Source organism: uncultured Microbacterium sp. (assembly GCF_913776565.1).
GTDB lineage: Bacteria > Actinomycetota > Actinomycetes > Actinomycetales > Microbacteriaceae > Microbacterium.
The window spans coordinates 1-10,983 of sequence record NZ_CAJYPF010000098.1 but is presented as its reverse complement, the minus strand read 5'-3'; the positions used below and the strand labels follow the sequence as shown (position 1 = coordinate 10,983).

The following is a 10,983-nucleotide window of genomic DNA, read 5'->3' as shown; positions in this document are numbered from 1 at the left end:
TGGAGATCGGCCCGGCGGGGTTGCCCATCGAGAATGCCGTGCGCGCATGGCGGCAATGCGGTCGACTCTGGCGTCTCGACGATCTCGTCGCGGGGGCCGATGCGCTCCTGGCCGGCCCGCGGCCGATGGCCTCGACCGCCGACCTCGAAGCGGAGATCACCGTCATGGGCGATGTTCGCAATGGCATCCTGAGGCGTTCGCTCGCCCTGGCTCGCCCTGGTGTGAAATCGCCGCGCGAGACCCACCTGCGTCTGCTTCTGGTGCGCAATGGATTCCCCGAGCCGGGAGTGAACGTCGACATCTTCTCGAGCCGTGGGGATTTCATCGCCGAGATCGACCTGGCGTTCGAGATGTGGCGGGTGGCGGTCGAATACGACGGCCGAGTGCATGCGGCGGATCCGCGACAGTTCGCGCGGGATGCCGACCGCTGGGCCGCCATCCGAGACGCGGGCTGGGATCACATCCGCATCCTGAGCCACCACCTCCGGGACGGCGGCGAACCGGCGATCGCGATGGTGCGTGCTGCGTTGATGCGGGCGGGTTGGCGGCCCGGCCAGTGACGGCTTGTCCCACTTTTTGCCGTTCCGGCCGCCGCCGGGCAACCACTTCTGGGACATACAGCGCGAAAAGTGGGACGAGGTCCAGGGATGCCATGCCCCGCCGCGCGCGCAGAACGCCCCGCCGCGCGAGGCGACGGGGCGTCCGGGCGAGGCGGCGGGGCGGCCGGGGCTTATTCGGCCAGGCCGAGCACGTCCAGCAGCCACGCGAGCTCGAACGCGCGTTCGCGCCACGCGTTGTACCGGCCGCTGACGCCGCCGTGACCGGCGACCATCTCGCACTTCAGCATCGCGTCGGCGCCGACCTCGCGGAGGCGCGCCACCCACTTGGCCGGCTCGACGTACATCACGCGCGTGTCGTTCAGCGAGGTGACGGCGAGGATGCGCGGATACGCGACGCCCTCGCGCACGTTCTCGTACGGCGTGTACGACTTCATGTAGGCGTACACCTCGGCGTCGTGCAGGGGGTCGCCCCACTCGTCCCACTCGATGACCGTCAGCGGGAGCGAGGGGTCGAGGATCGTGGTCAGCGCGTCGACGAAAGGGACGTCGGCGACGATCCCGGCGAACAGCTCGGGCGCGAGGTTGGCCACAGCGCCCATCAGCAGGCCGCCCGCGCTGCCGCCCTCGGCGACGAGCCGATCGGGGGTGGTGTAGCCGGCATCCACGAGGTGACGGGCGGCGGCGACGAAGTCGGTGAAGGTGTTGCGCTTGGCCAGCAGCTTGCCGTCCTCGTACCACTGGCGACCCATCTCGCCGCCGCCGCGGACGTGCGCCACGGCGAAGACGACCCCGCGGTCCAGCAGCGACAGTCGCGGTACCGAGAAGCCGGGCTCGATGGAGTGCTCGTACGAGCCGTAGCCGTACAGGTGCACCGGTCGCGGCGCGGACCCGGGCTCGCCGAACGAGCGCTTCCACACGAGCGACACCGGCACGCGCGTGCCGTCGTCGGCGGTGGCCCAGACGCGCTCCTGGCCGTAGTCGGCCGGGTCGAAGCCGCCCAGCACGGGCTGGCGCTTGCGCAGCAGCAGTTCGCCGGTGTCGACGACGTAGTCGTAGACGGTGCCGGGGGTCACGAACGATCCGTAGCCCAGTCGCAGCACGGGTGGGGCCCACTCGGGGTTGCCGCCGGTGCCGACGCTGTACAGGGGTTCGTCGAAGGCGATCTCGTCGACGGTGCCGTCGGCGTACGACAGCATGCCCAGTCGCGCGAGTCCCTCGCGGCGGTAGCCGACGACGCCCCAGTCGCGGAACGTGTCGACGCCGAGCAGGCGCTGGCCGGTGCGGTGCGCGATCACCGTCTCGCGGGGACCTCGGGGGTCGGATGCCGACACCCGCACGAGCTCGAAGTCGAGGGCGCCGTCGTTGTGGAGGATGTAGAGCACGTCCTCGCCGTCGACGACGGCGTGCGACGAGGAGTACTCGACGCCCTCACGGCGCGGCCAGACGACGCGCGGCTCCCCGCGCAGGTCGTCGGCGTCGAGCAGCCACTCCTCGCTGGTGATGGAGGACCCCATCTCGATCACGAGGTAGCGGTCGCTGCGAGTGAAGTCGGCGCCGACCCAGAACCGGTCGTCGGGCTCGTGGAACAGCTTCACGTCGGCATCCGCGGGGGTGCCGATCTCGTGCAGCCACACGGTGTCGGGGCGCCAGGCGTCGTCGACGGTCGTGTAGACGATCGCGCGGCCGTCGGGCGAGAACGTTGCGCCCGAGAAGGTGCCCTCGATCACGTCGGGGAGCGTCTGTCCGGTGACCAGGTCGCGCACGCGGACGGTGTACCGCTCGTCGCCGGAGGTGTCGATGCCGTAGACCATGCGCGTGCCGTCGTTCGAGATCTCGAAGCTGCCGAGCGAGAAGAACTCGGTGCCCTCGGCCTCGACGTTGCCGTCGAAGAGCACCTGTTCGCCCGGGACGGGCCGGTCGGGCGACAGCGTCGGCGGGGTCCAGTCGTCGGGGGAGTCCAGGGGAGCGCGGCACTGGATGCCGTACTGCTGGCCGGCGACCGTCCGGCCGTAGTACCACCAGTCGCCGCGGCGCGCGGGGACGGAGAGGTCGGTCTCGAGGGTGCGACCCTTGATCTCGCCGAACAGGGTGTCGCGCAGACCCGCGAGGTGCGCCGTCCGGGCGGTGGTGTAGGCGTTCTCGGCCTCGAGGTGCGCCAGGACGTCCGCGTCCTCTTTGGCGCGCAGCCATTCGTAGGGGTCGTCGAACGTGTCGCCGTGGTGGGTGCGCGCGACGGGGCGGCGTGCGGCGACGGGCGGGGTGGGCTGCGGGTCGAGGTCGGTCACCGTTCCACGCTAGTGCGCGGTCGGCGTGCGGGCGCGGAGGATCGATCGGGATGCCGGGGGCGGGGGCCGCTGCGTTTTGACCCTCACGGGTCGGGGTGAAAGGATGTCGTCGCGTCTTTCGTGAACGAAAGAACAACGCCAGGTGAACTCTTCGTTCGTCACGCCGATCCCGTCGGCATCCCCCCTCCTTCTCACGGAAAGCGAACGGTGGAGAGCGCAGCCCTCATCATCGTGCTGGTCATCGTGCTGGCACTGTTCTTCGATTTCACCAACGGATTCCACGACACCGCGAATGCGATGGCCACGCCCATCGCGACGGGTGCGCTGAAGCCGAAGGTGGCGGTCCTGCTCGCGGCGAGTCTGAACCTGGTCGGCGCCTTCTTGTCGACCGAGGTGGCCAAGACCATCTCGGGCGGGATGATCCGCGAGGACCAGTTGAGTCCGGACATCTTCCCGCCGATCATCTTCGCCGGCCTCATCGGCGCGATCACGTGGAACATGCTCACGTGGCTCCTCGGTCTGCCGTCGAGCTCGTCGCACGCGCTGTTCGGCGGACTGATCGGTGCGACCCTGGTGGGTGTGGGCGCCTCGGCGATCGACGCCGGCGTGGTGCTGAGCAAGGTGATCCTGCCGGCCCTGATCGCCCCTCTCACCGCGGGAGTGATCGCCTACGTCGTCACCAAGATCGCGTACGGCGTCACCCGCCGTTACGACATGAAGGCCGACGGGCGCGACGGCTTCCGCTGGGGGCAGATCTTCACGTCGTCGCTCGTGGCGCTCGCGCACGGCACCAACGACGCGCAGAAGACCATGGGCGTCATCACGCTCGCCCTCATCACCGTCGGGTGGCAGTCCTCGGCGAATCCCGACCCGCAGCTGTGGGTGGTGTTCGCCTGCGCGATCACCATCGCACTCGGCACCTACATGGGCGGCTGGCGCATCATCCGCACGCTCGGCAAGGGCCTGACCGACGTCAAGCCGGCCCAGGGCTTCTCTGCCGAGACGTCGACGGCGGCGACGATCCTGGCATCCAGCGCCCTGGGTTTCGCCCTGTCGACCACGCAGGTCGCCTCGGGTTCGGTGATCGGTTCGGGACTGGGGCGTCGCGGCTCGACCGTGCGCTGGAACACCGTGGGGCGCATCATGATCGGCTGGGTGCTGACCCTGCCCGCCGCCGGCGCCGTGGGCGCGGCCGCGGCTCTCATCGTCGTGTGGCTCGGCGGCTGGGGCGTCGCGGTCGACGCCGTGATCGCCGTGGCGATCGTGCTCGGGCTGTTCCTGCGCTCGCGGCGCGACTCGGTCACCTCCGCGAACGCGATGAGCGAGGTCGCCGACTCGGGCGCGGCCGTCAAGGTGCCGCGCAAGCCCGGACCGACCCGCCGTCAGCGTCGCCTCGAGCGCGAGAAGGCTGAGAAGGACGCCTGATGCTCATCAACTGGGAAGCCTTCCTGCACGTCTTCGTCGCCGCCCTGCTCGGCGCGACGGTCGTCGTCACCTTCTACGCCCTGGGCCTGCGCCTGCTCGTGCGCGGGGGACGGCCCCCGCTGGTCGCGCCGGCGGAGTTCACGGATGCCATCACCGTGCTCAGCGACAAGCAGCGGCGCCGCGCCGAGAAGGCGGTCGCCAAAGCGGCCAAGAAGAACCCCCTCAGCGAGGGCCAGAAGCGCGTGTCGCTGATCGGTGCCTACGCCTGCTTCGGCGTGTGTGCGGCGGCCGTGCTGGGCGCGCTGCTGCTGATCCTGTTCAACCACTGAGCCGCGTCCCGTCGAGGAGCGGGGTGTCGGAGCCCCTCTCTAGGCTGAGGTCATGGCATCCGTGCAATTCGGTCAGCACGCGCCCGCGGCGCGCGTGATCCTCCACCTCAGCGACACGCACCTGCTCGCGGGCGGCCGTCTGCTGGGCGACCGCTTCGACACCGCGAGGCACCTGCGTCGCACCCTGGCCGCCGCCGAGGCGACGGGAGTACGGCCGGATGCCGTGGTCTTCACGGGCGATCTGACCGACCTCGGCGAGCCCGAGGCGTACCGCGCGCTGCGCGACGCGGTCGAGCCGTGGGCGGCGCGGCTGGGTGCCCCCGTGGTGTGGGTCGCCGGCAACCACGACGAGCGTCCGGCCCTGCGCGCGCACCTGCTCGACGCCCCGGCCAGCGAGGAGCCGGTGACGAGCGTGCACGATCTCGGCGGGTTGCGCCTGATCGCTCTGGATTCGACGGTGCCCGGGTGGCACCACGGCGATATCGACGCCGCCCAGCTCGCGTGGTTGCGCGCCGAGCTCGCCGAGCCCGCCCCGCTCGGGACGATCCTGGCGCTGCACCACCCGCCGCTGCCGACGCACATCCCGTTCTTCGACATCCTCGAGCTGCGCGACCAGGCCGGCTTGGCGGCGGCGATCGCCGGCAGCGATGTCCGTGCGATCCTCGCCGGGCACCTGCACTACTCCACTTCCGGCACGTTCGCGGGGGTGCCGGTGAGCGTCGCCTCGGCGTCCTGCTACACGATGGACCTCGCGCGCCCCGCCGACGCCGTGGACGGGATGGACGACGGCCGGTCCTTCCACCTGGTGCACGTGTGGGACGACACCGTCACCCACGCGGTGGTCCCCGTGGTCGACGCCGAGTCCTCCGGCGTCTTCACGCCCGAGTGGACGGCGCGGATGGCGGCCCTCAGCCCCGACGAGCGGCTCGAGGCGTTCTCGCGCAAGCGCACGCCCGGGCAATAGACGCGGCGGACGGTGCCGATCGCCCGACAGGCCGCGGCGTCCAGCGGCGGGTCGGAGCGCGGTGGTTAGGCTCGTGGCATCCCTGCTCGCTGTGACACCCACGAGGACTCCCACATGGCTTTGGACGCAATGACGCGCACCCGTACCGAGACCGACTCCCTCGGATCCCTCGAGATCCCCGCCGACGCGTACTGGGGTATCCACACCGCCCGCGCGCAGGAGAACTTCCCGATCGCGAAGCGCCCCATCTCGGTCTACCCCGACCTCGTGCGGGCGCTGGCGATGGTCAAGCAGGCGTCCGCGCGCGCCAATCGCGAGATCGGAGTCCTCGACGCGTCCAAGGCCGATCTGATCGACCGTGCCGCCCAGCGGGTGATCGACGGCGAGTTCCACGACGAGTTCACCGTCGGCGTCATCCAGGGCGGTGCCGGCACGTCGACCAACATGAACGCCAACGAGGTCATCACCAACATCGCCCTCGAGATGGCCGGGCGCGAGAAGGGCGACTACGCCTTCCTCTCTCCGATCGACGACACGAATCGCAGCCAGTCGACCAACGACGTCTACCCGACGGCGATCAAGATCGGCCTGTCGCTCACCCTGCAGAGCCTGCTCGAGGAGCTCGCGCTGCTGCGCCAGTCGTTCCTGGCCAAGTCCGAGGAGTTCCACGACGTCCTCAAGGTCGGTCGCACCCAGTTGCAGGATGCCGTGCCCATGACGCTCGGCCAGGAGTTCCACGGCTTCGCGACCACGCTCGGCGAGGACTACAACCGTCTGACCGAGAACGCGTACCTGCTGTACGAGATCAACATGGGCGCCACCGCCATCGGAACCGGCATCACGGCCCACTCCGGCTACGCGGGGGCCGTGCTGCGGCACCTGCGCGCGATCACGGGTCTCGACCTCGAGACCGCGACCGACCTCGTGGAGTCCACGAGCGACACGGGCGCCTTCATGTCGTTCTCGTCCTCGCTCAAGCGCAACGCCGTCAAGCTGTCGAAGATCTGCAACGATCTGCGCCTGCTGTCGTCGGGGCCGCAGGCGGGCCTGGGCGAGATCAATCTGCCGCCGCGTCAGGCCGGATCGAGCATCATGCCCGGCAAGGTCAACCCGGTCATCCCCGAGGTGGTCAACCAAGTGGCGTTCTCGGTCGTCGGCGCCGACATGACGGTGACCATGGCGGTCGAGGGCGGTCAGCTGCAGCTGAACGCCTTCGAGCCGGTCATCGCGCACTCGATCTACCAGTCGATCACGTGGATGCGCCAGGCGATGTGGACGCTGCGCGTCAACTGCGTCGACGGCATCACCGCGAACCGCGAACGCCTGGGGGCGATGGTGGGGTCGTCCGTCGGCGTCGTCACGGCGCTCACCCCCTTCATCGGCTACGCGGCCGCGGCCGCCCTGGCCAAGACGGCGCTGCTGACGCACCGCAACGTGGCCGATCTGGTCGTCGAGGCGGAGCTGATGTCACGCGAGGAGGTCACCAAGCAGATCTCGCCCGCGCGCCTGTCGGGCCTGCAGGCCGTGACCGCGGCGATCCCGATCATCCGGTCGGCGGACAGCGTCGTCGAGGACTGACCCGCCGCCCCGGCGCGACGGCTACGCCGCCGCGCCGCGCCGGGCTGTCGCGAAACAGCATCCTGCTGACATCTCGGTGACATTCTGCAACCGAGATGTCAGCTGGATGCTGTTTCGTGTGCTCGGGGCGGCGGGGCGGCGCGGCGGGGCGGCTCAGTCGAGGATGCGGCAGTGCGTCGTGAGTTCGCCGATGCCGTCGATGCCGACGGTCACGGTCGAGCGGTCGCGCAGGAAGATCTGCGGGTCGCGCGAGTACCCGGCGCCGCCGGGGCTGCCCGTGGAGATGAGCGTCCCGGGGAGCAGTGTCACCGACTCGCTCAGCTTGTTGATGAGCGTCTTCACCGAGCGGACCATCTGGCCGGTACTGGCATCCTGCACCGTATGACCGTCCACGACCGTCCAGATGTGCAGATCCTGCGGGTCGGGGATCTCGTCGGCCGTGACGACGAAGGGGCCGGTGGGGGTGAAGCCGTCGAACGACTTGCAGCGCGACCACTGCGCCTCCGAGAACTGGATGTTGCGCGCGGTGATGTCGTTGACCACCGTGTACCCCCAGACATGATCGAGCGCGTCCGCCTCGGCGATGTCGCGGCCGGGGCGCCCGATGATCACGCCGAGCTCGGCCTCGTAGTCGACGGCCTCGCTGAGGGCCCGCGGCCAGGACGTCGTCTCGCCGTGCGCCGTGAGCGAGTTCGGCCACAGCACGAACACCGTGGGGCCCGCGTCGGTCTTGAGCCCGAGCTCGCCGGAGTGCGCCGCGTAGTTCAACCCCACCGCCAGGATCGACGGGGGTGCGAGCACGGCGGAGGCGAAGCGGATGCCGTCCAGGCGATGCCGGGGCGCGGCCTCGACCGCCGCGCGGACACGGTCCAGCGCGTCGTCACCCCCGGCGATGAGCTCCTCGAGCGTGGCGGGCGCGCCGTCGAAGAGCTCGTCGACGAAGCTGAACTCCTCGCCGTGGACGCTGACGAGACGGGGGGCGTGCGCCCCCTCGTGAGACCGGACGTGGGCGAAACGCATGGTTCCACGCTACCGGGCCGTGCCCCGCGGCCGAGTCTGCAACCCTCGACACCGAAGAGAAGCTCGACCCTAGGCTGAGCGCATGAGCTCCCCGTCGCCGCTGTCGCGGCCCGGTTCGGTCGAACCCACCCGCATCTCCACCGCGCCGCAGGCAACGGTCTCGGCCGCCCCGCCGGGGTCTCGACGCGGGGGAGTGGCCCTGTGGGCGGTGGCGGTGCTGCTCGTTCCCCTGCTGGCGCTGCTGGTGCGCTACTTCACCGGTTTCCTGGGCACGGCGGCGACGTTCCTCGGTCTGGTGCTGGCGGCGATCCCCTTCGTCATCGTCTGGTTCGCCGTGCGCTACATCGACCGGTGGGAGCCGGAGCCGCGGCGCCTGCTCGTGTTGGCGGTGGCGTGGGGGGCGATCGCGTCGGTCGTGATCGCCCTGGCCGTCGACCTGGCCGTCACCCTCGTGGTCGGTCGGTTGCCCGAGGCGTTCAGCGCCGTCGTCCAAGCGCCGATCGTGGAGGAGATCGCGAAGGGACTGGGGGTGCTGCTGATCTTCGCGTTCGCCCGTCGAGCGTTCGACGGCCCGGTGGACGGCATCGTCTACGGCGCGCTGATCGGCGCCGGCTTCGCCCTCACCGAGAATGTGCAGTACTTCGCGATCAGCTACCTCGAGGGCGGTTCGGCACAGGTGGCGAGCACCTTCTTCCTGCGCGCCGTGCTGTCTCCGTTCGCGCACGTCATGTTCACGAGCCTGACCGGTTTCGCCTTCGGGCTCGCTGCGCGCCGGGGCCTGCGCGCAGGTGCGGCCCTGCGGTACGGCATCCCGGGTCTCATCGGAGCGATGCTGCTGCACGCCCTGTGGAACGGTTCGGCGACGTTCGCGAACTTCTTCGAGGTGTACGCGGCGCTGCAGGTGCCCCTGTTCGTCCTGTTCATCCTCGGCATCCTGGCCCTGCGGCGGGAGGAGACGCGCCTCACGCGCGCCCGTCTCGGCGAGTACGCCGCGGCGGGGTGGTTCACCCCCCAAGAGGTCGACATGCTCGCCACGCCCGCCGGTCGGCGGTCGGCGCTGGCGTGGGCGCGCCGCCTTCCGGGAGACCGCACCGCGGTGATGAGGGGGTTCATCGTGGATGCCACCGCCCTCGCCGCCGCGCGTCAGCGCACCCTGTCGGGGCGAGACCCCCACGCGCCGGCGACCGAGCGGTACCTGCTCGAGCGCACCACGGCGGCGCGTGCCGCGCTGCTGTCGCGGTGACACGTCGCCGGCGCCCGTGTCCGGAGACGCGCCTCGGCGACGAGACCGCACGCGGCTCGGCGTTCCGGGTACGGTCTCGGCGTTCGCGCGCGGTCTCGCGGAGCGGGCGCCGCGCCCGGGGGTCTTGACACCGGCGCGGGGCGGGAGCACCATCGTCGTAGGCCAACTCAGCGCCCGGGAGACACGCAGGCATCGCCGCGGCACCGGGCGCTGAGTCTTTGTCCAGGGGACATCGGCGTACGGGCGGGCGTGCTTGGATGGAGGCATGACTGATCGCACCAAGCCGGAGTTCGACGCTCCCAGCGGCCCCGCCCCCTCCGACCTCGTCATCCGCGACATCATCGTCGGCGACGGCGACGAGGCCAAGCCCGGCGACAACGTCACCGTGCATTACGCCGGTGTCGAGTACGAGTCCGGCGAAGAGTTCGACTCTTCGTGGGGCCGCGGCGAGAGCATCCAGTTCCCCCTCCGTGGCCTGATCCAGGGCTGGCAGGACGGCATCCCGGGCATGAAGGTCGGCGGACGCCGCGAGCTCGTGATCCCGCCGCATCTGGCTTACGGCCCCGCGGGTGGACACTTCCTGGGCGGCAAGACGCTCATCTTCATCATCGACCTGCTCAAGGTCGGCTGACCCGTTCGACACCGAACGTTCACGAACCCGAGGGGGCTGCGGCATCCTCGGGTTCGTCTTTTTCCTCGAGTGTGGAATACATTCGTGTGAATGGGAGTTTGATCCCCTCAGGACGCCGACACGGCTCCCCCCACCTTAGGAGTGACATGACCGACGCAACCACGCTCGACATCCCCGGCTACAAGACGGGCACCTGGGTGCTCGACCCCGCCCACAGCGAGGTCACCTTCTCGGTGCGCCACATGATGATCTCGAAGGTGCGCGGCACCTTCGGCGTCAAGAGCGCCACCATCGTCGCCCCCGAGAACCCGCTCGAGGCCACCGTCGAGGCGTCCGTCGACGTCACCTCGGTCGACACCAAGGACGAGGGCCGCGACCAGCACCTGCGTTCGGCCGAGTTCTTCGACGCCGAGACCTACCCCACGCTCGACTTCCGCTCGACCGGTGTGCGCGTCGAGGACGGCGACTTCCTCGTCGACGGCGACCTCACCATCCGCGGCATCACCAAGCCCGCCACCTTCTCGCTCGACTTCGGCGGCTTCGGCACCGACCCGTGGGGCAACTACAAGGCGGGCGCGACCGCCAAGACGGTCGTCAACCGCGAGGACTTCGGTCTCACCTGGAACGCCGCCCTCGAGACCGGCGGCGTCCTCGTCGGCAAGGACGTCACGATCGAGCTCGACCTGCAGCTCTCGCTGCAGGCGTGATCCGGCCGCGACGCGCGTCGCGGTTCTGATCGACACGACGACCCCGGGTGCTCGGCATCCGGGGTCTTCGTCGTCTCCTCCCGCTATCGGCGTGCAGCGTCTTCGCCTCGGGCGCCGCGCGGTCGCGGGATAGCCCCCCGCACCGTCCGTCCGCGACGAGGACCCTGCACGCCGATAGCGGGAGGAGACGACGAAGACCCCGGATGCCGAGCACCCGGGGTCGTCGTGTCGATCAGAACCG

General features: G+C 70.2%; 9 protein-coding genes and 1 pseudogene. 8 read left to right on the top strand and 2 right to left on the bottom strand.

Translation table 11 applies throughout. The annotated features are described in order from the left end of the window. A pseudogene (locus QZ433_RS05345) lies at nt 1–560 on the top strand (hypothetical protein); the annotation flags it as partial. Nucleotides 561–730: 170 nt separating this feature from the next. On the opposite strand, the gene QZ433_RS05340 reads toward QZ433_RS05345, so the two are convergent. Further along, a complete protein-coding gene (locus QZ433_RS05340) occupies nt 731–2,845 on the bottom strand; it encodes a S9 family peptidase (RefSeq protein ID WP_295780501.1) in 2,115 nt (704 codons plus the stop codon). A gap of 207 nt (nt 2,846–3,052) precedes the next feature. Here QZ433_RS05340 and QZ433_RS05335 point away from each other — a divergent pair, with 207 nt between their 5' ends. The 4 genes from QZ433_RS05335 (at nt 3,053) to QZ433_RS05320 (ending at nt 7,141) form a co-directional block, all read left to right on the top strand. Next, nucleotides 3,053–4,270 (top strand): inorganic phosphate transporter, encoded by a 1,218-nt coding sequence (locus QZ433_RS05335; RefSeq protein ID WP_295780500.1) that lies wholly within the window; start codon nt 3,053–3,055, stop codon nt 4,268–4,270. Continuing rightward, complete coding sequence (locus tag QZ433_RS05330; protein ID WP_295780498.1) at nt 4,270–4,599, top strand: peptidase; 330 nt, start codon at nt 4,270–4,272, stop codon at nt 4,597–4,599. The genes QZ433_RS05335 and QZ433_RS05330 overlap by 1 nt, the downstream gene beginning before the upstream one ends. Before the next feature lie 52 nt (nt 4,600–4,651). Continuing rightward, nucleotides 4,652–5,563, top strand: a complete 912-nt coding sequence (locus QZ433_RS05325) for a phosphodiesterase (protein WP_295780496.1) — start codon at nt 4,652–4,654, stop codon at nt 5,561–5,563. A gap of 114 nt (nt 5,564–5,677) precedes the next feature. Continuing rightward, nucleotides 5,678–7,141: an aspartate ammonia-lyase gene (locus QZ433_RS05320; RefSeq protein WP_295780494.1), complete on the top strand. Its 1,464-nt coding sequence runs from the start codon at nt 5,678–5,680 to the stop codon at nt 7,139–7,141. Nucleotides 7,142–7,294: 153 nt separating this feature from the next. Here QZ433_RS05320 and QZ433_RS05315 read toward each other — a convergent pair whose 3' ends face one another. After that, complete coding sequence (locus QZ433_RS05315; protein ID WP_295780493.1) at nt 7,295–8,161, bottom strand: fumarylacetoacetate hydrolase family protein; 867 nt, start codon at nt 8,159–8,161, stop codon at nt 7,295–7,297. An 82-nt stretch (nt 8,162–8,243) separates the two neighbouring features. Between QZ433_RS05315 and QZ433_RS05310 the strand changes: the two genes are divergently transcribed. The 3 genes from QZ433_RS05310 to QZ433_RS05300 all read left to right on the top strand — a co-directional run bounded on the left by QZ433_RS05310 (nt 8,244) and on the right by QZ433_RS05300 (nt 10,742). After that, complete coding sequence (locus QZ433_RS05310) at nt 8,244–9,404, top strand: PrsW family intramembrane metalloprotease (protein WP_295780490.1); 1,161 nt, start codon at nt 8,244–8,246, stop codon at nt 9,402–9,404. A 265-nt stretch (nt 9,405–9,669) separates the two neighbouring features. Then, nucleotides 9,670–10,035, top strand: coding sequence for an FKBP-type peptidyl-prolyl cis-trans isomerase (locus QZ433_RS05305; protein WP_295780488.1), 366 nt, complete (start codon nt 9,670–9,672; stop codon nt 10,033–10,035). A 146-nt stretch (nt 10,036–10,181) separates the two neighbouring features. Further along, a complete protein-coding gene (locus QZ433_RS05300) occupies nt 10,182–10,742 on the top strand; it encodes a YceI family protein (protein ID WP_136587902.1) in 561 nt (186 codons plus the stop codon). The last annotated feature ends 241 nt before the right edge of the window (nt 10,743–10,983 follow it).

Excerpts from the sequence above, each read along its gene's own strand:
- QZ433_RS05310 (WP_295780490.1), top strand. The coding sequence starts at position 8,244 with ATGAGCTCCCCGTCGCCGCTGTCGCGGCCCGGTTCGGTCGAACCCACC.
- QZ433_RS05315 (WP_295780493.1), bottom strand. The coding sequence starts at position 8,161 with ATGCGTTTCGCCCACGTCCGGTCTCACGAGGGGGCGCACGCCCCCCGT.
- QZ433_RS05300 (WP_136587902.1), top strand. The coding sequence starts at position 10,182 with ATGACCGACGCAACCACGCTCGACATCCCCGGCTACAAGACGGGCACC.
- QZ433_RS05320 (WP_295780494.1), top strand. The coding sequence starts at position 5,678 with ATGGCTTTGGACGCAATGACGCGCACCCGTACCGAGACCGACTCCCTC.
- QZ433_RS05330 (WP_295780498.1), top strand. The coding sequence starts at position 4,270 with ATGCTCATCAACTGGGAAGCCTTCCTGCACGTCTTCGTCGCCGCCCTG.
- QZ433_RS05305 (WP_295780488.1), top strand. The coding sequence starts at position 9,670 with ATGACTGATCGCACCAAGCCGGAGTTCGACGCTCCCAGCGGCCCCGCC.
- QZ433_RS05325 (WP_295780496.1), top strand. The coding sequence starts at position 4,652 with ATGGCATCCGTGCAATTCGGTCAGCACGCGCCCGCGGCGCGCGTGATC.